Origin of the sequence: Azospirillum tabaci (assembly GCF_014596085.1) — a bacterium.
GTDB lineage: Bacteria > Pseudomonadota > Alphaproteobacteria > Azospirillales > Azospirillaceae > Azospirillum > Azospirillum tabaci.
The window spans coordinates 1-23,774 of sequence record NZ_JACCJY010000001.1 but is presented as its reverse complement, the minus strand read 5'-3'; the positions used below and the strand labels follow the sequence as shown (position 1 = coordinate 23,774).

General features: G+C 69.0%; 24 protein-coding genes. 6 read left to right on the top strand and 18 right to left on the bottom strand.

Going from position 1 to position 23,774, the window contains the following annotated elements; all coding sequences use genetic code 11:
- Positions 1-43 precede the first annotated feature (43 nt).
- The 6 genes from H0B54_RS00125 to ccoN all read right to left on the bottom strand — a co-directional run bounded on the left by H0B54_RS00125 (position 44) and on the right by ccoN (position 5,795).
- Entirely contained in the window at positions 44-568 is a 525-nt protein-coding gene (locus H0B54_RS00125) for a FixH family protein (protein WP_188258781.1), read from the bottom strand.
- A 46-nt stretch (positions 569-614) separates the two neighbouring features.
- On the bottom strand, positions 615-2,168 hold the full coding sequence (gene ccoG, locus H0B54_RS00120; protein ID WP_188258780.1) for a cytochrome c oxidase accessory protein CcoG: 1,554 nt from the start codon (positions 2,166-2,168) through the stop codon (positions 615-617).
- A gap of 304 nt (positions 2,169-2,472) precedes the next feature.
- Positions 2,473-3,360 (bottom strand): cytochrome-c oxidase, cbb3-type subunit III, encoded by an 888-nt coding sequence (ccoP, locus tag H0B54_RS00115; RefSeq protein ID WP_183177485.1) that lies wholly within the window; start codon positions 3,358-3,360, stop codon positions 2,473-2,475.
- A gap of 3 nt (positions 3,361-3,363) precedes the next feature.
- Complete coding sequence (locus H0B54_RS00110) at positions 3,364-3,525, bottom strand: cbb3-type cytochrome c oxidase subunit 3 (protein WP_014238792.1); 162 nt, start codon at positions 3,523-3,525, stop codon at positions 3,364-3,366.
- A 13-nt stretch (positions 3,526-3,538) separates the two neighbouring features.
- Positions 3,539-4,279, bottom strand: coding sequence for a cytochrome-c oxidase, cbb3-type subunit II (gene ccoO / locus H0B54_RS00105; protein ID WP_188258779.1), 741 nt, complete (start codon positions 4,277-4,279; stop codon positions 3,539-3,541).
- A gap of 19 nt (positions 4,280-4,298) precedes the next feature.
- Positions 4,299-5,795 carry a cytochrome-c oxidase, cbb3-type subunit I gene (gene ccoN / locus H0B54_RS00100; protein ID WP_094301480.1) on the bottom strand — a complete coding sequence of 499 codons (1,497 nt, stop codon included), beginning with the start codon at positions 5,793-5,795 and terminating at the stop codon, positions 4,299-4,301.
- A 246-nt stretch (positions 5,796-6,041) separates the two neighbouring features.
- On the opposite strand from ccoN, the gene H0B54_RS00095 reads away from it, so the two are divergent.
- Positions 6,042-6,572, top strand: a complete 531-nt coding sequence (locus H0B54_RS00095) for a hypothetical protein (protein WP_188258778.1) — start codon at positions 6,042-6,044, stop codon at positions 6,570-6,572.
- Positions 6,573-6,687: 115 nt separating this feature from the next.
- Positions 6,688-7,896 carry a class I SAM-dependent rRNA methyltransferase gene (locus tag H0B54_RS00090; protein ID WP_188258777.1) on the top strand — a complete coding sequence of 403 codons (1,209 nt, stop codon included), beginning with the start codon at positions 6,688-6,690 and terminating at the stop codon, positions 7,894-7,896.
- 69 nt (positions 7,897-7,965) lie between these two features.
- Here H0B54_RS00090 and H0B54_RS00085 read toward each other — a convergent pair whose 3' ends face one another.
- From H0B54_RS00085 to H0B54_RS00075, 3 genes are read right to left on the bottom strand one after another with little or no spacing between them, the layout of a single operon-like run.
- The gene (locus H0B54_RS00085; protein WP_188258776.1) at positions 7,966-9,306 is read right to left on the bottom strand and encodes a class I SAM-dependent RNA methyltransferase; all 1,341 of its coding nucleotides are present in this window, start codon (positions 9,304-9,306) and stop codon (positions 7,966-7,968) included.
- Positions 9,303-10,718, bottom strand: a complete 1,416-nt coding sequence (locus tag H0B54_RS00080; RefSeq protein WP_343068870.1) for a multicopper oxidase family protein — start codon at positions 10,716-10,718, stop codon at positions 9,303-9,305. Before H0B54_RS00080 ends, H0B54_RS00085 begins: the two co-directional genes overlap by 4 nt.
- Positions 10,719-10,725: 7 nt before the next feature.
- Positions 10,726-11,142: an acyl-CoA thioesterase gene (locus H0B54_RS00075; protein WP_188258774.1), complete on the bottom strand. Its 417-nt coding sequence runs from the start codon at positions 11,140-11,142 to the stop codon at positions 10,726-10,728.
- Positions 11,143-11,304: 162 nt separating this feature from the next.
- Between H0B54_RS00075 and H0B54_RS00070 the strand changes: the two genes are divergently transcribed.
- Entirely contained in the window at positions 11,305-11,547 is a 243-nt protein-coding gene (locus tag H0B54_RS00070; RefSeq protein WP_035670021.1) for a hypothetical protein, read from the top strand.
- A 12-nt stretch (positions 11,548-11,559) separates the two neighbouring features.
- Here the strand turns inward: H0B54_RS00070 and H0B54_RS00065 are convergent, their stop codons facing one another.
- Entirely contained in the window at positions 11,560-12,369 is an 810-nt protein-coding gene (locus H0B54_RS00065; RefSeq protein ID WP_035670025.1) for an ABC transporter permease, read from the bottom strand.
- A 30-nt stretch (positions 12,370-12,399) separates the two neighbouring features.
- Positions 12,400-13,284 carry an ABC transporter permease gene (locus H0B54_RS00060; RefSeq protein WP_188258773.1) on the bottom strand — a complete coding sequence of 295 codons (885 nt, stop codon included), beginning with the start codon at positions 13,282-13,284 and terminating at the stop codon, positions 12,400-12,402.
- Between the two features lie 168 nt (positions 13,285-13,452).
- Here H0B54_RS00060 and H0B54_RS00055 point away from each other — a divergent pair, with 168 nt between their 5' ends.
- Genes H0B54_RS00055 through H0B54_RS00045 form a run of 3 tightly spaced genes read left to right on the top strand, consistent with a single transcriptional unit; the run spans position 13,453 to position 16,047 of the window.
- The gene (locus tag H0B54_RS00055; protein ID WP_188258772.1) at positions 13,453-13,851 is read left to right on the top strand and encodes a DUF2946 family protein; all 399 of its coding nucleotides are present in this window, start codon (positions 13,453-13,455) and stop codon (positions 13,849-13,851) included.
- Between the two features lie 38 nt (positions 13,852-13,889).
- Complete coding sequence (locus tag H0B54_RS00050; protein ID WP_188258771.1) at positions 13,890-14,417, top strand: YcnI family copper-binding membrane protein; 528 nt, start codon at positions 13,890-13,892, stop codon at positions 14,415-14,417.
- A 10-nt stretch (positions 14,418-14,427) separates the two neighbouring features.
- Complete coding sequence (locus tag H0B54_RS00045) at positions 14,428-16,047, top strand: copper resistance CopC/CopD family protein (protein ID WP_188258770.1); 1,620 nt, start codon at positions 14,428-14,430, stop codon at positions 16,045-16,047.
- Between the two features lie 6 nt (positions 16,048-16,053).
- On the opposite strand, the gene H0B54_RS00040 is transcribed toward H0B54_RS00045, so the two are convergent.
- The 7 genes from H0B54_RS00040 to mutM all read right to left on the bottom strand — a co-directional run bounded on the left by H0B54_RS00040 (position 16,054) and on the right by mutM (position 23,418).
- Entirely contained in the window at positions 16,054-17,115 is a 1,062-nt protein-coding gene (locus H0B54_RS00040) for an ABC transporter ATP-binding protein (RefSeq protein ID WP_188258769.1), read from the bottom strand.
- A gap of 151 nt (positions 17,116-17,266) precedes the next feature.
- Positions 17,267-18,451: an extracellular solute-binding protein gene (locus H0B54_RS00035; protein WP_188258768.1), complete on the bottom strand. Its 1,185-nt coding sequence runs from the start codon at positions 18,449-18,451 to the stop codon at positions 17,267-17,269.
- 193 nt (positions 18,452-18,644) lie between these two features.
- Complete coding sequence (gene dnaA / locus H0B54_RS00030) at positions 18,645-20,189, bottom strand: chromosomal replication initiator protein DnaA (protein WP_188258767.1); 1,545 nt, start codon at positions 20,187-20,189, stop codon at positions 18,645-18,647.
- A gap of 619 nt (positions 20,190-20,808) precedes the next feature.
- Positions 20,809-21,069, bottom strand: coding sequence for a 30S ribosomal protein S20 (gene rpsT / locus H0B54_RS00025; RefSeq protein ID WP_094301467.1), 261 nt, complete (start codon positions 21,067-21,069; stop codon positions 20,809-20,811).
- Between the two features lie 173 nt (positions 21,070-21,242).
- Positions 21,243-22,019, bottom strand: coding sequence for an enoyl-CoA hydratase (locus H0B54_RS00020; RefSeq protein ID WP_094301466.1), 777 nt, complete (start codon positions 22,017-22,019; stop codon positions 21,243-21,245).
- A gap of 80 nt (positions 22,020-22,099) precedes the next feature.
- Complete coding sequence (locus H0B54_RS00015; RefSeq protein WP_094301465.1) at positions 22,100-22,561, bottom strand: hypothetical protein; 462 nt, start codon at positions 22,559-22,561, stop codon at positions 22,100-22,102.
- Positions 22,562-22,575: 14 nt separating this feature from the next.
- Positions 22,576-23,418 carry a bifunctional DNA-formamidopyrimidine glycosylase/DNA-(apurinic or apyrimidinic site) lyase gene (gene mutM, locus H0B54_RS00010; RefSeq protein ID WP_188258766.1) on the bottom strand — a complete coding sequence of 281 codons (843 nt, stop codon included), beginning with the start codon at positions 23,416-23,418 and terminating at the stop codon, positions 22,576-22,578.
- Between the last annotated feature and the right edge of the window lie 356 nt (positions 23,419-23,774).

Genomic DNA, 23,774 nt, shown 5'->3' with positions numbered 1-23,774 from the left:
GGAACCCGTATGCTTGATTGCCGTAGCGTTGGGAACGGAGCGCTTACTTGACGAAGAGGCGCTGCTCGTCCTGGTAGTCGCCCGTGGCGTGGTGGATCTCCACGCGCAGGTCCCACTGGCCGGGCAGCGGCAGCGCCACCGGGGCGGCGAAGCGGCCCTCGCCCAGATAGGGCAGATCGAGGCGCACGTCGTGGCCCTCGCTGGTCGGGCGGATGAAGGCGACTTTCACCTCGGCGTCCTTCAGCAGATTGCCGTGCTTGTCGTGCAGCGTCAGCGCCAGGATGCCCTTCTGCGCCTCGGTGGCGGTGAAGTCGGTGGTGACCTTCCAGCCGCGCTCGGCCTGGGCGCGGGCGCCGGCCAGATCCTGGTTGTACTTCAACCCCTTCAGGAAATGCTGCTCGGTCTGGACGCCGGTCCAGCTCGACAGGGCGAAGTGCAGCATCACGCCGTTGACCGCGATCACGACGGCGAAACCGGCCACGAAGATCCAGGGGATGTACCAGCCGGGCTGGCGGCCGGTCCGGCGGGGCGGGGTGCGGCGGGTTCCGGCGTCGGTGGACAGCGTCATCGTCGTCTTGACCTTTGGTGAATGCAGCGCGAAGAGCCGGTCGGGATCAGTTGGCCGGCCCCATGAAGACGGAGTCATAGGTCGCCGCCTCACCATCGGCCGAGGTAAGCCTGAAGGTAAGGGGCTGGGAGGCGCCTTGCAAACCGGTGCGCGGCGCGGTCACGAAAATTCTGTAGGTCGCCACCATGTCTGCACCGGCGGTCAGGCGCTGGGTGCCGGCCTGCTCGTCCTGGCCGTCGCCGGCCACCGACAGGCTGGCCCCCGCCACCCCGGAAACGCCCAGCGTGTAGGCGCGCGGGTCGCGGGTCATGTTGGAGATCTTGAAGGTGTAGGCGTTGCGCACCGACCCGTCGGACAGGGCCACGAACAGCGGGGCGCGGTCGCGTAGGACGCTGATGTCCAGCCCCGGCTTCAGCACCAGCCCGACGCCGATGCCGCCGGCGATGACCAGCATCATCAGCGTGTAGAGGATCGTGCGCGGGCGCAGCAGGCGGTAGGGCACCGGCTGGCCGCCGGTGGCGACGGCCACCTGGCTGGTCTGGGTGTCGAACTTGATGAGGCCGGTCGGGCGCCCGACCTTGGTCATGATCTCGTCGCAGGCGTCGATGCACAGGCCGCAGCCGATGCACTGCATCTGCAGCCCGTCGCGGATGTCGATGCCGGCGGGGCAGACCTGGACGCAGTTGAAGCAGTCGATGCAGTCGCCCAGCCCCTCGGCCCGGCGCTCCTCCCAGCTCTGCGACTTGCGCATCAGGCTGCGGCCTTCGCCGCGCCAGTCCTGGTAGGTGACGATCAGGCTGTCCTCGTCGATCATCGCCGACTGGAAGCGAGGCCACGGGCACATGTAGGTGCAGACCTGCTCCCGCGCGAAGCCGGCCAGCAGGTAGGTGGTGGTGGTGAACAGGCCGATGAAGCCGAGCGCGGTCGAGGACACCTCGAAGCGCAGCATCTCGCCGAGCAGGGTCGGCGCGTCGGTGAAATAGAAGATCCAGGCGCCGCCGGTCGCCAGGGCGATCAGCAGCCAGATCAGGTTTTTCAGAACCTTGCGCCCGACCTTTCGGGCGGTCCAGGCGCCCTGGTCGAGGCGGATGCGCTCGCCGCGGTCGCCTTCGACCAGCCGCTCGACCCAGACATACAGGTCGGTCCACACCGTCTGCGGACAGGCGTAGCCGCACCAGACGCGGCCCGCCAGCGAGGTCGCCAGGAAGAGGCCCAGCGCCGCCAGGATCAGCGCGCCGGTCAGGTAATAGATCTGCTGCGGCCACAGTTCGACGAAGAACAGGTAGAAGCGGCGGTTGGCGAGGTCGAGCAGCACCGCCTGGTCGGGGGCGTTCGGCCCGCGGTCCCAGCGGACCCAGGGCAGCACGTAGTAGATCGCCAGGAGAACCGCCAGCGCCGCCCATTTGATGCGGCGGAAGGTGCCGTGCACCGCCTTGGGATAGACCTTGGCGTGCTTCTGGTACATCGAGCGCGCGGCACGACGCTGCGCCTTCGGCGGGGCGGCGGCGGGCGCATCCCCGGCGGCCGGAGCCAGGCGTTCCAACGCATCGCCGTCCAATCGGTCGATGCGAGGCGGCAACTGTTCGGTGGTCGTGCTCATGACCTCGCCCTCTTCTTCTGGCGACCGCCGCGCGGGCGGCTTGGCCATGCCGACATGGTTCGGCCGTGGCGAGGGGACTATGGCGGCACAACGTCACAGGGGCATTGCGCTGGATCAAAGGATTCGGGGGCGGATTCGGGGGCACATCCGGGGGCTTCCGCCCTTCCCCAGGCCCCCATCGCAAGCCGCAAAAAGGACGACTCGGAAAAAAGAAAATGCCGGGGAGTCGCCTCCCCGGCACCGAAGTCCGGCGAACCCGCCGGGAGGCATCCCCCTCCCGGCCGGCCGCCCCTGGCTGGACGGCTTACTTGCCGCCACCCAGGTTGTGGACGTAGACGGCCAGCGACTTGACCGTCGCGTCGTCCAGACGCTTCGACCAGGCGGGCATCACGCCGGCGCGGCCGTTCGTGATGGTCTCCACCAGCGTGGCCTTGTCGCCGCCATACAGCCAGTTGGCCGTGACGAGCGGCGGAGCGCCGACGTCCATGCCGACCGCGACCGAGCCCTGCGCGCTGTCGCCGTGGCAGGCGGCGCAGTTCTCGTCATAGACGGTCTTGCCCTTTTCCGCGGCGGCGGCGTCGGTCGACCGCTTGTTCAGCGACAGGACATACTCGGCGACCTGACCGATCTGCTCGCGGTTCAGGATGCCGTCCCGGCCGAAGGCGGTCATGCCGATGCCGACCGTCCCGCGGGTGTCGCCGTCATCCGCACGGATGCCGTGCTGGATGGTCTTGTAGATGTCGGCGGTGGTGCCGCCCCACAGCCACACGTCGTCGGCGAGCGTCGGGAAGCCCTTGGCGCCCTGACCGCCGGCGCCGTGGCAGGCCGCGCAGTTCTCGTTGAAGTAGGACCGGCCGCCGGCCATCGCGAAGGCAAGGAGGTCCTTGTTCTTCTGGATGTCCTCGACGGAGGTCGCCGCGATGGCCGTCAGGTACTTTTCCTGGGCCTTCTTGCCGTCGGCGACCTTCTGCACCAGCTCCTCGCGCTGCGAGTAGCCGAGCAGGCCCTTCGTGTAGCTCTTGCCCAGCGGCCAAGCCGGGTAGAGCACGTAATAGACGAGGGACCACGCGATGCAGACGTAGAAGATGTACAGCCACCACTTGGGCAGGGGGTTGTTCAGCTCCCGCAGGCCGTCCCACTCGTGGCCGGTGGTCTCGACGCCGGAAAGGGCGTCCTTTTCTTTCTGTGCCATGGCCTAAAACTCCTGACCATCTTCCTTGAGCGGGATCCGGGAGGCGTCTTCGAACTTGCCCCGGTTGCCTGGCCACATGGCGTAGACCACGATGCCGGTGAAGAGCAGGGCCAGCCAGACGGTCCAGAAGGACCGCAGGGCGACAGTGATCGAATCCAAATCCATGGACCCCTCCCGGTTACTGCTGGAGCTGCTTGGGCGACTGGTACTTGGTGAAGTCCACCATGGTGCCCAGGACCTGCAGGTAGGCCACCAGCGCGTCCATTTCGGTGACGCCCTTGTTGCCCGTGAAGTTCGCCACGACGGCCTTCGGGTAGCGCTTCATCAGACCGGCCGTGTCGGCGTCCGGGTTCTTCTGCGCTTCGAGGTCGGCCTTGGCGCTGGCGATCTGCTCGTCCGTGTAGGGGACGCCGACGATGCGCAGGGTCTTCATGTGATCCTGGATGTCGGTGTACTTCAGCGGACGGTCCTTCATCCAGGCGTAGCCCGGCATGATCGACTCCGGCACCACGGCGCGCGGATCGGCCAGATGGGCCACCTGCCAGTCGTTGGAGTACTTGCCGCCCACGCGGGCCAGGTCCGGACCGGTGCGCTTGGAGCCCCACTGGAAGGGATGGTCGTACATGCTTTCCGCGGCCAGCGAGTAGTGACCGTAACGCTCCACCTCGTCGCGGAACGGACGGATCTGCTGGCTGTGGCAGTTGTAGCAGCCTTCGCGGTAGTAGATGTTCTGGCCGGCCAGTTCGAGCGGCGAATAGGGACGGACCCCGTCCACCTTCTCGATCGTCGACTCGATCGTGAACAGCGGGACGATCTGGACGAGGCCGCCGATCGACACGGTGATCAGGATCAGGACGATGAGCAGAAGCGTGTTCCGCTCGATCGTGTCGTGACTAAAGCCCTTTTTTTCCTCAGCCATTTTCTCAGTTCCTCCGGCGTCAGGCCGCACCGACCGCCGCCTTGTGCGGGGCGGAGGCATAGGGCTTCTCGATGCGGACGTCACCCTTGGCCGTGCGCCACAGGTTGTAGACCATGATCAGGGCACCAGCCAGGAACAGCACGCCGCCCAGAGCACGGATCACGTAGAAGGGATGCATGGCCGCGACCGTCTCGACGAACGAGTACTGGAGGAAGCCGAGGTTGTCGTAGGCGCGCCACATCAGGCCCTGCATGATGCCCGACACCCACATGGCGGTGATGTAGAGCACGATGCCGATGGTGGCGGTCCAGAAGTGGTAGCTGACCAGACGCAGGCTGTAGAGCTGCGAGCGCTTCCACAGGACCGGGACCAGATAGTAGATCGCGCCGAAGGAGATGAAGGCCACCCAGCCGAGCGCACCGGAGTGCACGTGGCCGATCGTCCAGTCGGTGTAGTGCGACAGGGCGTTGACCGGCTTCACCGACATCAGCGGGCCCTCGAAGGTCGACATGCCGTAGAAGGCCACCGACGTCACGAGGAAGCGCAGGACCGGGTCGGTGCGCAGCTTGTCCCAGGCACCCGACAGGGTCATGATGCCGTTGATCATGCCGCCCCAGGACGGCATCCACAGCATGACCGAGAAGGTCATGCCCAGCGTCTGCGCCCAGTCCGGCAGAGCCGTGTAGTGCAGGTGGTGCGGGCCGGCCCAGATGTAGAGGAAGATCAGCGTCCAGAAGTGCACGATCGACAGGCGGTACGAATAGACCGGCCGCTCCGCGCGCTTCGGAACGAAGTAGTACATGATGCCGAGGAAGCCGGCGGTCAGGAAGAAGCCGACCGCGTTGTGGCCGTACCACCACTGCACCATGGCGCTCTGCACGCCCGAGACGAACGGGTAGGACTTCATCCCGGTCAGCGACACCGGGACGTTGACGTTGTTGCCGATGTGGAGGATCGCGACGGTCAGGATGAACGCCATGAAGAACCAGTTGGCGACGTAGATGTGCGACTCCTTGCGGGTCATCACCGTGCCGATGAACTGGATGGCGTAGAGGACCCAGATGACCGTCAGGTAGAGGTCGAGGATCCACTCCGGCTCCGCATACTCCTTGCCCTGGGTGTAGCCGAGCACGTAGCTGAGCGCCGCCAGGACGATGAAGATGTTGTAGTTCCAGAAGACGAACTTCGCGAGGCCCTCGCCGCCGAACAGGAACTGGCGGCTGGTGCGCTGCACGGAGTAGAGCGAGGTGGCGAACAGGACGTTGCCGCCGAACGCGAAGATCACGGCCGAGGTGTGGACCGGCCGCAGGCGCCCGAAGCTCGTCCACTCAAGGCCGAGATTCAGCGCCGGAAAAGCGAGCTGCAGCGCGATGAAGACGCCGGCCAGGAAGCCGACGACGCCCCAGAACACTGCAGCGATGACGAAGAGTCGGACGGCGTCTTCGTAATAACGCACATTTTCCGACACCCGCTGGCTGCCCAGGGCGGCCCCTGGCGTCAGAGTCGCTGATGTCATTCAATCTCTCCCGTTTGCCCCGGGCGGCTCGGGCCGCTCCCTCTGAGGTTGCACCACCGCTGGGTACGTACTGTTAAGGAGGGGGGCAGGTTCACATACGATGCACTTCTTATGCGGACGCCGGTTGCGCCTGCCTCCAATAATCCCAATATGTGTAGGGGTGGATTTTGCAACATTGATCTACGTCAACGACCGGTCTTACCGGTGCCTGCCATCGTTCACCGTCCTTCACGCGGTCGGACGGGCATGGACGAAAGCTTCATCGCGAAACCTCTCGGTCAGCGTCAGATCGACCAGGCCTATCCGCTGGTGCGGGCCATCTTCCCGGACCTGCCGGTGGAGCAATGGCGCGCATTTGCCGCAGCACTTATCGGGCCGGTTGATACCCCCGCGACGCCGTCTGGCATCATGACCGTGCAGAACGCACGGGGGTACCTCCATGGACTTTTCTCATACGCTATTGCGGAGCATCTTCGCCACGGCCGAATTCTGGCCGTGGAGAATTTCGTCGTGCTCGATCTGTTCGACATGACGGGCCCGGCGGAGACTTTGCTGCGCTCCATGGACCGTCTGGCGCGGGGCCACGGATGCACGGCGATCCACACCTCGCTGCCGGAATTGCTGGCCGGGGGGGCCGGGTCGCGCGGTTCCCTGCTGACCTGCTTTCACGAGGACGGCCACCGCACGGAAACCTTGCGGCTGTGCAAGGCGATGGACGGCGCCAACGACAACCGCGCGCATCGGTCGCAGGTGGAAACCCCGCTCGGCATCCCATAAGCCACGCCGAAACGGGCCGTTGTCCCGCCATATCCCCGACTCCGCACGGCGTTCCCTGCGAATCCATCGACGTGACCGTTTGCTCGGCGGGCGCGAGCGGCTAGGATGCGGCATCATGACCGACACCCCCACCACCCCCGTCAAGTACCGGGCGATCCATCTGCAGGCCGGCCGCCAGCGGCGCGTCCTGCACGGCCACCCCTGGGTCTATTCCAACGAAGTCCAGATGGACACGGCGGCCAAGGCCATCCCGCCGGGCAGCCCGGTGCGCCTGCTGGACCCCGGCGGGACGCCGCTGGGCATCGCCACCTTCAACCCGCACACGCTGATCGCCGCGCGGATGCTCTCCGGCGACCCGGCGACGGTGGTGGACCACGCCTTCCTCGCCGGGCGGCTGAGGCGCGCGGTGGCGATGCGCGAGGCGCTGTTCGACCGGCCCTACTACCGCGTCGTGCACGCGGAGGCCGACGGGCTGCCGGGGCTGATCGTGGACCGCTACGGCGACGTGGTGACGGTGCAGGCCAACAGCGTCTTCATGGACCAGCGGATCGACGCCATCCTGGCCGCAATCGACGAGGTTCTGGCCCCGCGCGCGGTCATCCTGCGCAACGACAGCACCCAGCGCGCGCTGGAAGGGCTGCCGGAGGAAAGCCGGCTGGTGAAGGGCGAGATCGACGGCCCGATCCGGCTGGAGGAGAACGGCGCCACCTTCTTCGCCGACCCGCTGGGCGGGCAGAAGACCGGCTGGTTCTACGACCAGCGCGACAACCGCGCCTTCATCGCCAAGCTGGCGAAGGGCAAGCGGGCCATCGACTTCTTCAGCTACAACGGCGGCTTCGGCGTGCTCTGCGCCGTCGAGGGCGCCTCGTCGGTGGTGTCGGTCGACCGCTCGCAGGGGGCGCTGGACAACGCCACCCGCGCCGCGGAGGCCAACGGGGTGGCCGACCGCTTCGAGGCGCGGCGCGCCGACGCCTTCAACGAGCTGGAGCGGCTGAACGCCGAGGGCGAGACGTTCGAGGTCGTCATCGCCGACCCGCCGGCCTTCGTGAAGTCCAAGAAGGACCTCGCCGTCGGCTGCCGCGCCTACCGCAAGATGACCCGTCTCGCGGCGAAGATCACGGCGCCGGGCGGCTTCCTGCTCTGCGCGTCCTGCAGCCACAACGTGGACCCGCCGACCTTCGCCGAGCAGGTCGCCCGCGGCTTGCACGACGCCGGGCGGACCGGGCGCATCCTGCGCAGCGCCGGGGCCGGGCCGGACCATCCCGTGCACCCGCATCTGCCGGAGTCGGCCTATCTCAAGGCCATCGTGATGCAGTTGGACTGAGGGGGCCTCACCACGAAGGCACGGGGATGGTGATGATCGTCGTGCCTTCGTGGTCCCCCTTCGCGGACCCTACGGGCGGCTGAACACCCCGACGACCTCGACGTGGGCGGACCACAGGAACTGGTCCACGGGATAAACGCGGCTCAACACATACCCGCCGTCCACCAGCGTCCGGGCGTCGCGGGCGAAGGTCGCCGGGTTGCAGGACACCGCCACCACCCGCGGCACCTTCGATCCGGCCAGGGCCTGCGCCTGGGCGGCGGCGCCGGCGCGCGGCGGGTCGAAGACCACCGCGTCGAACCGCGCCAACTCCTTCGCCGACAGCGGGTTCTCGAACAGGTCGCGCCGCTCCGTGGTCAGGCGCAGCGCCCCCGCCGCCTTGTTCAGCGCGGCCAGCGCCGGCGCGTCCCCCTCCACCGCATGGACCGCCGCCTTCTGGGCCAGCGGAACGGCGAAGGTGCCCAACCCGGCGAACAGGTCGGCCACCCGCTTCGGCTCCCCGATGTTGGCGAGCACGGCGCCGACCAGGGCAGCCTCCCCCTCGGCGCTCGCCTGGAGGAAGGCGCCGGGCGGCGGAGTCACCGGCAGGCCGGCGAAGGACACCGCCACCGGGCGGCGGTGGGCGATGGGCTCCGGCGTGCCGCGACCATCCGGCTGCCGTTCATCAGCCTGCCAGGAGATGCGGGCCACCCCCTCCGCCTCGCCGAAGGCCACCAGCCGCTCCCGCGCCGCGCGGTCCAGGCTGCGCGGACCGACCAGCACGAGATCGATCCCGCCCTCAAGATCGGTGGCGATCACGTCGCAGCCGCCGCCGTCCGGCAGAATCGACAGCAGCAGGCCGCGCAGCGGCTCCACCAGGGCGAACAGGCCGGGCCGCAGCACCGGACACTCCGTCAGGTCGGTCAGCCGGTGGCTCATCCGCTCGTTGAAGCCGAGCCAGACGCGGCGCCCCCGCTTCAGCGCGGCGAAGCGGGCGCGGCGGCGCGCGGCCGGCGGCGTCCGGGACAGCGGTTCCATGAGCACATCGCCCAGCCCGACGCGGGCCAGAGCGCCCTGTACCAGCCCGACCTTCCAGGCGGCGTAGGCGGAGTCCTCCATATGCTGAAGCGTGCAGCCGCCGCAGGTTCCGAAATGGGAACAGGGCGGCGCGGCGCGCCCGCGGCCGGGCTCCAGGATCTCCAGCAGGTCGGCGCGCAGCCCTTCGCCCTTGGCATTTGCAGGGTCCTTCACGGCCACGCGCACGCGGTCGCCGGGAACGGTCAGTGGAACGAAGAGCTTGGCGCCGTCGAAGACGGTGATGCCGTCGCCGCGGGCGCCGACCTCGGTGACAATCACGTCGGCAACACGGGGGGCGGTGCGGGGTTCGCCGCTGCGGGGGGACGGGCGGTGTTTGGGGGCGGGTCGTTTCACGCGGTCACTCTCAGGACAGCCATCATGCCGGTCTCCTGATGCTCCAGAACATGGCAGTGGAGCATCCAGTCGCCGGCCTCTTCGGCCACGAAGGCGATCTCGGCCGTCTCACGGGGGCCGAGCAGGACGGTGTCGCGCCACTCGCGGTGTTCGGCCGGCCGGCCGTTGCGCGAGAGGACGCGGAAGGGAAAGCCGTGCAGGTGCATGGGGTGCCACCAGCCGGTCTCGTTGACGAAGGCCGTCACCTGCGTTTGACCGCGTTTGACGGTGATGAGCGGTTCCAGATGGTGGCCCATGGATTGATGGTTCATGGCCGCCACGCCGTTCAGCGCCCAAAAGGGGCCGCGCGGCCCGGCACTCTTCGGCATCGCGCCGTGCATCCCGCCGTCCAGCACCACGTCCTGGCGGACGGCGCCGGCAAGATCGGGTTCGGGCAGCGGGTTGGCGGCCAGCGCGATCGGGGCGTCCAGCGGCGAGTCGCGCAAGGGCGCCTCGGCGCTGTAGGTCAGCCGGGTCAGCCGATAGGCCATGCGCGGGTAGAAACCGTCGACCACGTCGTACCCCTCGCCCGGCTTGCCTTCCATGTCGATCACGAGGTCGGCGCGCTGGCCGGGTCCCAGCACGACCTTGCCGTCCGCCGGGGCGTGCGGGTTCACCGGCTGGCCGTCGAGCGCGATCACCCGCGGCGCGTGCCCCTGGAAGTCGAGCGCGAAGACGCGGGCGTTCGCCGCGTTGATCAGGCGGAGGCGGACACGCTCCCCGGCGCGGACCGGCACGCTGTCCCGGACGGCGCCGTTGATGGTGACGGTGTTGCCGATGCGCCCGGCGTGGGTGGCGTCCATGGGATGGCCGAACCCGCCGGCCAGTTCCGCCTCCCTGGTCAGCCGCCAGTCGCCGAGCAGCCAGAGCAGGTCGCGGTCGACGCGGATCGGCTCGCGCTCCTCCACGATGAAGGCGCCGGTCAGGCCGTGGGCCACCTGCACGCCGCTGTTGACGTGCGGGTGGTACCAGAAGGTGCCGGCGTCCTTCAGCGGGAATTCATAGTCGAACCGCCCGCCCGCTGGCACCGGGGTCTGCGACAAACCGGGCACCCCGTCCATGGCGTTCGGGACGCGCAGGCCGTGCCAGTGGATGGTCGTCGGCTCCGGCAGCGCGTTGGCGAAGGCGATGCGCGCCGTGTCGCCCTGGCGGAAGCGCAGCTCCGGCCCCGGAATGCGCCCATCATAGGCCCAGACCGCCGTGTCGGGAAAGCCCGCCCCCGCCAGATTGACGCGGGCCGGGCCGGCGGACAGGCTGACCGCCGTCCCCTCCCCCACCGCCGCATGGGCCGCGCGCGGCAGCAGAGCGGCCCCGGCCAGCAGGGCGGAGCCGGTCAGCAGATCGCGGCGGGTCAGCGGGAGAAAGGGCGGCACGGCGTCCTCACACGTAGCGGGCCAGGGCGTCGCGCAGGTCGGCCGGCACCGGGGTCGGGCGGTGGCTGTCCTTGCCGACGATGACGCAGACGGCCTCCTGCACGGCGATGCAGCGGTCGCCATCGAAGATCGCCCCCCCCAGGACGACGGAGGTGTTGCCGACCTTGGCCACCCGCGCGCCGACGCGGATGTCCGCCGGGAACAGCAGCTCCGCCTTGTAGTCGATGACGCTGCGCGCCAGCACCACAGTCCAGGGGGACTCGGCGCGGAAACCGCCGCAATCATGGACCAGAGACACGCGAAGCTGCTCGAAATACACGCCGATGGCGTTGTTGTTGACGTGGCCGAGCGCGTCGAGGTCGGCGAAGCGCACATGCTCCGCGATCCAGAAACGGTAGAGGTCGGGGCGGGTCGGATCGGTCATGGTCGCCTGTCGGATGGTGGTTCCGGCCGAATGTGGCCGGTGCGGCGGGCCGGGGCAAGCCCGGGCATGACGGTCATTCCCCGCACCGTCCCGATTTGCCGCGCCAAGCCGGGCGGGCCGGTGTTATAGGAGTCGCACCATACACCCGCAACGGACCGCAAGATGAGCAAGGACAGCACCAACCAGACGGCCGAGGCCCTCTTCGAGAAGGCCCTGTCGGTCGCCGAGAAGCATCTCGAGGCGGCGATCAAGGAAGGCGGGGTTCTCGGCCCCTACATCGCCGTCGCCATGATCGAGGCCGCCGTGAACACCGCCGTGGACGAGACCAGCCACGAGGACGTCATCGACATGCTGCGCGATCTGGCCGCCCAGATCGAAGCGGACGCGGACGAGAGCGAAGAATAAGGTCTGCCGCCGTCACGCGGGGTCCGGCTGCCGGCGCGCTTCGCGCCGGCGCAGGATTTCGTAGACGACGGCGCCCAGGATGGTCAGCGCGATCAGGATCAGCGACAGCGCGTTGACCGCGGGTGTCAGGCCCGTGCGCACCTTCGAGGCGATGTAGACCGTCAGCGTGGTGTCCAGCCCGCGGACGAACAGCGTCGTGTTGTAGTTCTCGAAGCTCTGCAGGAAGGCCAGGAAGGACGCCGACAGGATGGCCGGCGTCAGATAGGGCAGCGTGATCCGCCGGAACACCTGCCCGTGGGTGGCGCCCAGATCCAGCGCCGCCTCCTCCAGCGTCTGGTCGAACCGTTGCAGCCGCGCCAGGAACAGCAGCATCGCGTAGGCCGCGATGAAGCTGGACTGCGCCAGGATGGTCAGGAACAGGCCGCCGGTCACCCCGAACCACTCCCGCCAGAAGACCAGCGTGGAGATGCCGACGATCACCCCCGGCGTCAGCAGCGGCGACACCATCACGGCGTAGAGGAAGGTCCGCGCCCGGCTGTGCAGCCGGTCGAGCAGCAGCGCCGCCGCCAGCCCCAGCGGCACCGCCACGGCGATCACCCCCGCCCCGACCAGCAGGCTGGTGCCCAGCGCCTGCCACATGCGCTGGTCGGCCCACAAGGCGCCGAACCATTGCAGCGTGAAGCCCATCCAGGGGGTGACGGTCGGGAAGCGGCTGCTGTTGAAGGTCGCCGCCGCCATGATCCCCAGCGGCAGGAACAGATAGCCGAAGAACAGGACCAGATAGGCCCCGGTGACCCAGCGGCGGAAACTTGCGGCGGTCATGGCGCGATACCCGTCACTTGGCAATACCCGTCACTTGGCGATGTCCGTAAGACCGACGCGGAACAGCCGCATCATCAGCAGGATGAAGGCGATGCACAGGATCAGCAGGATGAAGGCGTAGGCCGCCCCCTGGTTCCAGTTCCCGCCCTCGAAGAACCAGTTGTAGATGACCTCGGTGAACCAGCGGCTCTGCGGCCCGCCCAGCAGGGCCGGCACGGCGTAACTGCCCGCCGCCAGCATGAAGGTCATGATGCAGCCGACCGCGATGCCCGGCTTGGCGTGGGGGACGACGATGCGGCGGTGGATGCGCAGCCAGCCGGCCCCCAGGTCGCGCGCCGCCTCGATCTGGTTGCGATCCAGCGACTCCATGGCGTTCATGATCGGGAACACCATGAAGAGGATGTAGACGTAGACCATCCCGATGATGACCCCGGCGTCGCCGCCGAGCAGCCGCTGCGGCTCCGAAAACACGCCGAGCCCGACCAGAAGCGCGTTCAACGGCCCGTTGAAGGCCAGGATGATGTACCAGGCGAAGGTGCGCAGCAGCTCGTTGATCCAGAAGGGGACGACGAGCATCAACACGAGCAGGGGCAGGCGCCGCCGCGGCGCCACCTGCGCCATGTAAAAGGCGACGGGGTAGCAGACGGCCAGCGTGACGGCGGTGACGAGGCTGCTCGCCCAGATCGTCTTCAGGAAGATCGCCAGATGGATCTGGTTGGTCCACAGCGTCGCGTAGTTGCGCAGCGTGTAGACGTCCTCCGGCCCACCGGCCTTGCTGGGCGGCAGCGACGGGCGGAAGGAGAAATCCACCATCAGCAATTGCGGCAGCACGACCAGCAGCAGCAGCCACGCGGCCACCGCCAGCAGGATCGCCGCGGTCAGAATCGGACCGTACCGGCGCAGCACGCCGCCCATGACCACTCCCCCACCCGCCGAGCATCTAGGATCGAAAGCCTCTCACGACCGCGGGCCGGAGCGCAAGCGAGGCCATGCCGAGCAAATGACCACACATTTATTACCTTTTTTCGATCCCCGGACTGTGCCCATAGTGGCGCCATGCGTGCATGGCGGACATCCGGCGTGATGAGGGAGGCAACAGCGTGGGTCGCCGCGCTGGTGCTGGTCTTCCACGCCCTGGTCATGGCTACCCACGTCCCGGCGCCGCTGGCCAGGGTGCTGGCGGAGTCCGCGCAGCTCGCCATGGCGGGTTCCATCTGCCATTCGGGTCCCGCGCCCGACGCCTCCGCCGCACAGCACACCGACCATGGTCCCGTTCCCGACGGCACGCCGGGCCACGTCACCTATTGCCCGATCTGCCTGTCGCTGGGCGGCGGATCCCTGCTGGGTCCGGCCATGGCGCCGGCCCCGCTGCCGCCGGCCGGGATCGTGCTGGCCGCCGTTCCGCTCCCCGCGGACGACGAGGCGGGGGCCGGCCGCGCCCCGCGCGCCTTCTCCGCGAGGGCGCCTCCGGTGGGTGTCTGAACCGACACCCTCAGACAGACCCACACCGGAGAGTTTCCATGATCCGCAACACCCGCGGCGCCCTGCTGGCCGCCACCGTCCTCGCTTGCCTGCCCCTGTCCGCCGCCCTCGCCCACACCACGCTGGAGACCAAGCAGGCCCCCGCCGCCAGCACCTACAAGGGCGTGCTGCGCGTCGGCCATGGCTGCGGCAATTCCCCCACCGTCGCCCTGCGCGTGCAGATCCCGGAGGGGGTCATCGCGGTGAAGCCGATGCCCAAGCCCGGCTGGACCCTGACGACCAAGGAGGGCCAGTACGCCAAGGCCTACGACTATTACGGCGAGTCGCTGAGCAAGGGCGTCACCGAGATCGCCTGGACCGGCGGTTCCCTGCCCGACGCCCATTACGACGAGTTCGTCTTCCGCGCCCGCCTGCCCGACGCCGCCCCCGGCACCGTGGTCTATTTCCCCGTGGTGCAGGAGTGCGAGACGGGCGTGCACCGCTGGATCGAGATCCCGGAGCCGGGCAAGACCGACCACGACGTCAAGGAGCCGGCCCCCGGCGTCACCCTGACCGCCAAGCCGTAAGGGGAAACGCATGCGCCGGCTGGTCGTGGGGTGGGTCGCCGCCCTGATGCTGCTGTCCCTGTCCGCGCCGGCCCTGGCGCATGCCGTGCTGGTCGAGAGCGCCCCGGAGGACGGGGCGCGGCTCGACGGCCCGCCCGCCGAGGCCGTGCTGCGCTTCAACGAGCCGGTGCGGCCGGTGTCGGTGAAGCTGATCGGCCCCGGCGGGGTGGAGCATCCCCTGCCCGCCGCGTCCGCCGCCGGGGACGGGGCGCTGCGCGTCGCGCTGCCCGGCGGGCTGGCGGTGGGGACCCACGTCCTCAGCTACCGCGTCAGTTCGGCGGACGGCCATCCGGTCGCCGGATCGCTCCTGTTCGGGATCGGTGCGGAACCGGAACGACCGGCGGAGCTGGGCGGCGCGACCCCGCCGGCCACGCTGCTGGCCGCCGCGGCGCTGCGGGCGCTTCATTACGGAAGCCTGCTCGCCGCGGTGGGGGGTGGGCTGTTCCTGGTGCTGGTGGCGGGGCGGTGGAGTCCGCTGAACCGCCGCCTGCGCCCCGGCCTGTGCCTGGGCGTCGGCGTCGCCGCCCTGGTGGCGGTGCTGAACGCCGGGCTGGCCGGGGCGGTCCTGGAAGGAACGCCGCTGTCCGCCCTGGCCGGCGCCCCGCCCTGGATCGCCGGGCTGACCAGCACGGCGGGGCCGAGCGTCCTCCTGGCCCTGCTCAGCCTGATCGCCGCCGCGCTGGGACTGGCGCTGGAAGACCGCGGGGCGGCGGGCCGCGTCCTGCTGGTCATCGGGGCGGTCGGGGCGGCGCTGGCCCTCGCCACCACCGGCCACGCCGCGACGGCGGAGCCGCGCTGGCTCAGCGTGCCGCTGGTGGCATTGCACGGTCTGGCGGTGGCCTTCTGGATCGGCAGCTTCTGGCCGTTGGCCGTGCTGCTGCGGACGGAGCCGGCGGCGGAGTCGCTGCGGCTGGTCCGCCGCTTCTCGGGCTGGGCGGTTCCGGCGGTGGCCGTCCTGCTGCTCGCCGGGGCGGGGCTGAGCGCGCTGCAGCTCGGCGACCCGAGCGTCATCCTGACCACCGCCTACGGCCAGATCTGGACCGGCAAGATCGTCTGCGCGCTGGCCCTGCTGGCGCTGGCCGCCTTCAACCGGTGGCGGCTGACGCCGCGGCTGGAGGTCATGGGCGGACAGGCGGCGGACCGGCTGCGCGCCAGCGTCCACACGGAGATGGTGGTGGCCGCGCTGGTCGTGCTGTTCACCGCCGGGCTGGGCACCACACCGCCGCCGCGCACCCAGGCCCCGCTGGTCTTCGCCGAGAAGCCGGCGGGCTTCAGCACCGCGGTCGTGGCCCGCGGGCGCACGGCCATCGTCACCGTGACTCCGGCCACGCCGGGGCCGAACCGCATCGAGATGCGCCTGACGGGTCCGGGCGGCGCGCCGCTCGACGCGCTGGAGGTGTCGGCGGAACTGGCCCTGCCCGCCGCCGGGATCGAGGGCATCACCCGCCCCCTGCCGAAGGTGGCACCCGGTGTCTACGCGGCGGACGGGGTGGCCCTGCCGGTGGCCGGGTCCTGGGCGGTGCGGCTCGACGCGCTGGTCAGCGACTTCGAGAAGGTGCCCTTCCGCGCGGCGGTGCCGGTCGGGCGCTGAACCCGGTCAGGCCGGCGCGTCCGGCAGCACCACGGCGTCCTCGGCCCGGAAGGCGATGCGGGCGGGCTCGCCGGGGGTCAGCGGCGGCTCGTCGCCGAGATGCGGGACCTGGACGGTGATGCCGCCCTCCAGGAAGGCGTTGATGAAGGCGCCCTCGAAATCGCGATGGGTGACCCGCGCCTCCAGCGCGTTCTCCGCCCCCGCCCCCGCCGCCATGCGCTCCGGCCGGACGAACAGGGTGGCGCGGTCGCCGGGGGAGAGGCGGCGCGGGTTGCGCCCGATCAGACGGCCGCGGGGCGTGTCCAGGGCGGCCAGCCCGTCCGCCAACTCGGCGACGGTGCCGGAAAAGCGGTTGTTCTCCCCCACGAAGGAGGCGACGAAGGCGGTTTCCGGATGGTCGTAGATCGCCCGCCCGTCGCCCACCTGCTCCAGCACGCCTTTGGACATCACGCCGATCCGGTCGGACATGGTCAGCGCCTCGCCCTGGTCGTGGGTGATGTAGATGAAGGTCACGCCGGTCCGCTTCTGCAGGTCGCGCAGCTCGGCGCGCATGTGCTGGCGCAGCTTCAGGTCCAGCGCCGACAGCGGCTCGTCCAGCAGCAGGACGGCCGGCTCCACGGCCAGCGCGCGGGCGATGGCGATGCGCTGGCGCTGGCCGCCCGACAGCTCCGTCACCTTCTTGTCCGCGGCGTCCGGCAGGGCCACGAGGTCGAGCAGCTTGCGCACCCGCCCCTGGCGCTCCGCCGAGGGCACGCCGCGCACCTCCAGCCCGAAGCCGATGTTCTCCGCCACCGTCATCAGCGGGAACAGGGCGAGGTTCTGGAAGATCAGCGCGGTCGGTCGCTTGTTCGGGCCGATGCCGCGCATGTCGCGGCCGCCGATTCGGATGGTGCCCTCCGTCGGTTCCATGAAGCCGGAGACCATGCGCAGGATGGTGGTCTTCCCGCAGCCCGACGGGCCGAGGAAGCTGAAGAATTCCCCCGCCCCGACCGTCAGCGACACGTCGCGGACGGCGGTGACGGAACCGAACCGCATGGTGACGGACTCGAGCTGGACGTCCTGACTCATAGGCACCTGATTGGAAGTTCCAAACTCCCTCCCCCGTCCCGGGGGAGGGTCGGGGTGGGGGTACCGACGAGGATCGTGGCGCTGATTCTCGGCTTTACCCTCACCCGACGCCTTCGGCGTCACCCTCTCCCGGAACGGGAGAGGGCCGCACTCACGCCGCCAGGAAGCGGTCCTGGTACTCGTTGCGGATGGAGACGTACCAAGCCTCCTGGATCGGCCACCACCACAGCTTCTGCAGCGCGTCGCCCGGATAGGCGTCGGCGAAGAATTGCTTGTTCAGGTCGGACAGATGCGCCTCCGCCCCGACCGCCGTGCTGGAGATGCCGGAGTGATTGGTGTAAAGGGCGCCCGCCTGCGGCGTGTAGAACCAGTTGATCCAGGCGTAGGCCTGCTCCAGGTTCGCCGCCTTGGCCGGAATCGCGAAGCCCTCCATCCAGGCCAGCGCCCCTTCCTTCGGCGCCAGGAAGCGGATCGGCAGACCCTCCTTGCGCAGGGCGACCGCGGACGAATCCCAAGTCTGGCCGATGACGCAGCCGTTGGTGCGGAAGGCGCCCTGGGCCTCGTTCTCGTTCGACCAGAACTGGCCGATGGCCTTCTTGTTGGCGGAGGCGACCTGAAGGATCGCGTCGAAGTTGGCGCGCGCCTTCGCCTCGTCCTTGAACTGCTCGCGGATCGGGTGGGGCAGCTTGCCCTGCCCTTCCAGCCACAGACCGATGCCGATCAGGCCGGAATGGCCGCGCACCGTCACCTTGCCGGCGTGCTCCGGCTTCCACAGGTCACCGTAGCTGGCGGTGCCGTAGGTCAGCGGCGCCTTGGCCTGATCGTAGGCGATGGCCTCGGTCCCCCAGTCCGCGGGGGCGAAGAAGCGCTTGCCGCCGACCACGCCGCCCATGGCGGCGGAGCCCTCGACCGCCGACTTCAGGCAGCCGTCCCACGTGACCTTCGACTCGTCCAGCGGCTGGACCAGCTCGAACTCCACATAGTTCGGCACGCGGTCCACCGTGGGGTGGATGATGTCGAAGCCGGCGCCGCCGGTGGCCTTGAGCTGGTTCAGCAGCTCGTCGTTGGTGCCGTATTCGGTCAGGCTGGCCTTGATGCCGGTCTTCTTCTCGAAGTCGGCCAGCATCTCCGGGCTGATGTAGCCGGCCCAGGAGAAGATCTTGACGCTGCCCGACGCGGCGCGGCCCTCGCGCAGGACGAAGGGGCCGACCGCGGCGACGCCCGCGGCAGCGGCGGTCCCCTGGAGCAGCAGGCGGCGGGTGAAGCCCTTGGCGGCGCGCTGCGTCTCGGCGCTGGAGCGCTGTTCCAGGCTGGTGGTTTCCGGAACCTTGGTCATGGCACCTACTCTCCCCTTTTCTTATTGGCCCGAAATCGTGCCGGCCATGCCGATCGCTGGGCCGATCGCTGGGCCGGCCGCGGGGCCGGTTCAGCCGGACTCCGCCGCAGCGGCAACTGTGCCGCGATATCCGGGCGCCGTCCATGGCTCAAGCGGGAGTGGGCGCAAACTTCATCGACCTGTAACGGCCCGCTCAGCTTTCCAGCATGCGGCGGAGAAGCTCAACGTCCTCGGCGAAGGCGGGGTCGGTGGTGCGCAGCTCCTCCACCTTCTTCACCGCGTGCATCACGGTGGTGTGGTCGCGCCCGCCGAACTTGCGCCCGATCTCCGGCAGGGAGCGGGCGGTGAGCTGCTTGGCGAGGTACATGGCGACCTGCCGCGGGCGGGCCACGGCGCGGGCGCGGCGGGCCGAATGCATGTCAGCGACGCGGATGTTGAAATGCTCCGCCACCCGCTTCTGGATCTCGTCGATGGTGACGCGGCGGTCGTTGGCGCGCAGCAGATCGTGCAGCACCTCCTGCGTCGATTCCAGCGAGATGGCCCGGCCGACCAGCTCGGCGTGCGCGACGATGCGGTTCAGCGCCCCTTCCAGCTCGCGCACGTTGGACGTGATCTTGTGGGCGAGGAACTCCAGCACCTTCAGCGGGATGGCCGCGTTCAGCGCGTCCGCCTTGGCCTGGAGGATGCCCAGCCGCAGCTCGTAGGTGGTCGGGTGGATGTCCGCGACGAGGCCCCAGCCGAGGCGGGAGCGCAGCCGCTCCTCCATGCCTTCCAGATCGGACGGGCTCTTGTCGGCGGAGATGATGACCTGACGGTTCTGGTCCACCAGCGCGTTGAAGGTGTGGAAGAACTCTTCCTGGGTGCTGTCCTTGCCGCTGATGAACTGCACGTCGTCGATCATCAGCACGTCCACCGAGCGGAACTGCTGCTTGAAGGCCATGGTGTCCTTGAAGCGCAGCGCCCGGATGAACTGGTACATGAACTTTTCCGCCGACAGGTAGATCACCTTGCGGTTCGGATCGTTCCGCCGGATCTGCCAGGCGATGGCGTGCATCAGGTGCGTCTTGCCAAGCCCGACCCCGCCGTAGAGGAACAGCGGGTTGAAGGTGACCGAGGTGGCGTCGGCGACGCGCCGGGCGGCGGCGTGGGCCAGCTCGTTCGGCTTGCCCACCACGAAATTCTCGAAGGTGAAGCGGGGGTCCAGCGGCGCGGAGATGTCCGTCCGGTCCTCCAGCACCGAGGCGACCGCCGTTGGCGACTCGTCCGACGCGAAGGAGGGCGGTCCCGCCGAATAGGAGGAGCCGATGTAGGAGGTGGCGCCGTAGGAGGCGGCCCCATAGGAAGCGGATTGGCTGAGCGCCGCGGCCCGCGGGGCGGGCGCCGAGGGGGCCGGACCGCCGCCGACGGCGCCGTCGACCGGATCGGAGTCGCGCGATGGCTCGCCCGCGTCCTCGTCCGACGTCAGCATGGATGGGGCGTTGGCCGAAGCGACCACGACGTCGATGGACAGGACGTCCGGATTCTCGCCGGCCCACAGGTTGCGGATGCGGTCGGCGTAGTGGGTCAGCACCCAGTCGCGCATGAAGCGGGTGGGCACGACGATGCGCACCTCCCCGCCGCGGATGCCGGCGAAGGAAAGCGGCTGCAGCCAGCTGCGGTAGGCGATCTCGCCCACCTCGTCCTTGAGGCGGCCCCGGATGCGGGCCCACTGCTGATCCAACGACGCGCCGACCGACATGCTTCCCCTACCCCGCTCCTTTCCCCCCGGACGGCCCCGCGCCGCAGGGGGCACCGTCCCGCCCGACCGAACCCAGACCCCTTAACTTAGGGCCCGCGCCTTCAAAACGTTCCTCTCCTGAAGACTCCAACGGTGGATGCCTCCCAACTGGACGGCAGCACTATCCCTTCGGCGAAGCTGGACTCCGCCTTTGCCACGTCGAGTTTTAAGAAAAGCATCGCTCCAGGAGCAACGGGTCGAGTCGAGCTTCTTGAGCGTCCCGCAACCTTGCCCGCGGCTTTGAACGTCTCCGTCCCTCAGCGAATGGCGCGTGACATCAAAGACAACATCGGTGCGCCATTCCCAACGGATGGAAAGTCTAATCAGCCGCCCTCGCCGTGGCAATAGGACAGAAAGCGAACGGTCCGGACTGCGGCAAAAATCACGCAGCATCTCCGAAACCCGCCCCTGCCCTTACGAAAGACCAGAACCGCCGGAGGCGAATCGCCGTCCAACAGCCGCGATCCCCTGCCCCGCCGGAGTTCTGCCGGAGGACTCGGAAAGAACGGAGACTGTACTTATCAAAAACGCAAAAAGCCGCGCCCAGACCTGGTGCGCGGCTTTATAACGCCGAGTAAACTCAGAGAGCCTTGATGCGGGCCGACAGGCGCGACAGCTTGCGCGACACGGTGTTCTTGTGCAGAACGCCCTTGGAGGCTCCACGCATCAGTTCCGGCTGCGCGGCCTTGAAAGCCTCAGCGGCTTCAGCCTTGTTGCCGGACGAGATCGCCGTCTCGACCTTCTTCACGAAGGTGCGGATACGGCTGACGCGGTTACGGTTGATCTCCGTACGACGCGCGGTTTGACGAATGCGCTTTTCAGCAGACTTATGATTGGCCATGAAAACCCTACTCCGGACGACACGCCTGTCCCAGTGCGAGGGGGCCTTATACGCTCCAGCCGAATGGGAGTCAAGGCACCGTCCAACACTGTTTCTCGGCAAAGGAAAGATTACGAGATCTTGACGGATTTCTGGTCCTCCCCCGCTAGATACGGGGGAGGAGTCGGGGGATGTCAGCGATGCTTCCAATCCGGCTGACGCTTTTCGGCGAAGGCGGCCATGCCTTCCTTCTGGTCTTCGGTGGCGAAAGTGGAGTGGAAGATTCGGCGCTCGACCCGGATGCCCTCGGACATGGTCGTCTCGTAGGCGGCGTTGACGGCGTCCTTGGCCATCATGACGACCGGGCGCGAGAGCTTGGCGATCTTCTCGGCGACCCGCACCGCCTCGTCCACCAGATCCACCGCCGGCACGACGCGGCTGACGAGGCCGGCGCGCTCGGCCTCGGCGGCGTCCATCAGGCGGCCGGTCAGGCACATCTCCATGGCCTTGGACTTGCCGACGAAGCGGGTCAGGCGCTGCGTGCCGCCGGCGCCGGGGATGGTGCCGATGGTGATCTCCGGCTGGCCGAACTTGGCGGTGTCGGCGGCCAGGATGAAGTCGGCCATCATCGCCAGCTCGCAGCCGCCGCCCAGCGCGTAGCCGGCGACCGCGGCGATGGTCGGCTTGCGGCACTTGGCCAGCCGCTCCCACTTGGCGGTGATGAAGTTGGCCTTGTAGACGTCCATGTAGGAGAAGTTCTGCATCTCCTTGATGTCGGCGCCGGCGGCGAAGGCCTTCTCCGAACCCGTGACCACGATGGCGCCGACGGAGTCGTCGGCCTCCAGCGCGTCCAGCGCCTGGCCCAGCTCGGTCACCAGCAGGTCGGACAGCGCGTTCAGCGCCTTGGGCCGGTTCAGCGTGACGAGCCCGACCGGTCCGCGGATCTCGACGAGAATGGTTTCGTACGGCATGATGCAGCTGGCTCCCGTGGTTTGCCCCCTCGCTCCGGGCGGGGGGCGTTCTGGTTTGCTTTTGGTCTCTTTTGGAGGGATCAGCGCGGAATCAGCGAGAAGCGGACGACCGTGGCCGCCGCCTTCGGGGCGGCGGCGCGGGCCGGCTCGACGAATTCCAGGCGCAACTCCTCACCCTCCCGCAGGAAACTGGCGCCACCGCCCGCCCGTTGCGGGGCGCGGCTCCAGCCGAGCTGCGGCATGGTCTGGTTGTAAAAGGACAGGATCGCGCTTCGGTCCACGGCACCCGCCATGACGGACTGCGCGATGCGCCCGGCGGGCTTGTCGAAGACCAGCGGCGCCTCCTCGGCGGGGGCGAGGCCCGGCATGACCGGCACGTCCCCCATCCCTTCGACGTAGCGGGCGGAGTCGGCTGCCCAAGCGGGGGCCGCCCAGGCGGAGGACGCTGCGGGCAATGGAACCCCGGCCAGACCCGCGAGGGCGGGGCCGGCGAGGAGGAGGGCGGCGAGCGCCGCCCTGGCGGTGGCCGAAGAAGCCGTCATACCCTCCACCTATATCAACGCTGGCGTTGCGGACAATAGAAAGTCGAACGGCCCGACTGGACGATCCGGCGGATGCCCCCGGTCTTCGCCACGTCGCAGCTGCAGCCCGGACAGGGCGCGCCCTCGCGGTCGTAGACCGAGAATTGGTGCTGGAAATAGCCGAGCTCCCCCGACGCCTGCCGATAGTCGCGCAAGGACGACCCTCCCGCGGCGATGGCCCGCTCCAGCACCGCGCGGATCGCCGTGGCCAGCCGCTCCGCCTTGGCGCCGGTCACCGTGGCGGCGATGCGCGTGGGGCTGAGGCGGGCGAGGAACAGCGCCTCCGACACGTAGATGTTGCCGAGGCCGGCGACCACGCTCTGGTCCAGGAGGGCGGCCTTGATGCTGGTCATCCGCCCGGCCAGCCGGGCGGCCAGCACCGGTCCGGAGAATGCGTTGCCCAGCGGCTCCGGCCCGAGCGCGCGCAGCAGCGGGTGCTCGGCGAGAGTCTCCGCCATGGCGAGGTCCATCAGGCCGAAGCGGCGGGCGTCGTTGAAGGTCACCACCGTCCCGGCGTCGGTCTCCAGAACGACATGGTCGTGGGCGCCCCAGGCGGCGGGTCGTTCCGGCGCAATGATCATGCGGCCCGACATGCCGAGATGGGCAATCAGCACCGTCCCGTCGTCCAGATGGACCAGGATGTATTTGGCACGGCGGCGCACCGACTCGACGCGGCGCCCGGTCAGCCGCTCGCAGAAGCCGGCCGGAAAGGGAACGCGCAGGTTGGCGCGGCGCTGGAGCACTTGGACCAGCGTCCGCCCCTCCAGATGCGGGGCAAGACCACGGCAGACGGTTTCGACTTCAGGAAGTTCGGGCATGATGGCAAGGAGGATGGTGGGAAGCGCCGGTTGACGCAAGGGGCACCGGTGAATGCCCGCTGGAAGGCGGGCGCCCACGGCGAAGAGCGGGAACCACAGAGGCACGCAGGCGCAGAGAAGGCCGACCGCGTTCCGGCCTTCACGCCTCTGTGTCTCCGTGCCTCTGTGGTGGAAAAGACCCGCGATCGGCCGGAAGGACGCTGCCCTTATTCGTCCGGACGGTCCACCAGCCTCCGCAAGGCGCGCGCCACCGCTTCGGCCGGGCCGGACCAGTCGCCGCTCCGGGTCTGGCGGAACAGGCGGGCGGTGGGGTACCAGGGGCTGTCGTCCCGCCCCAGCAGCCAGCGCCAGTCCGG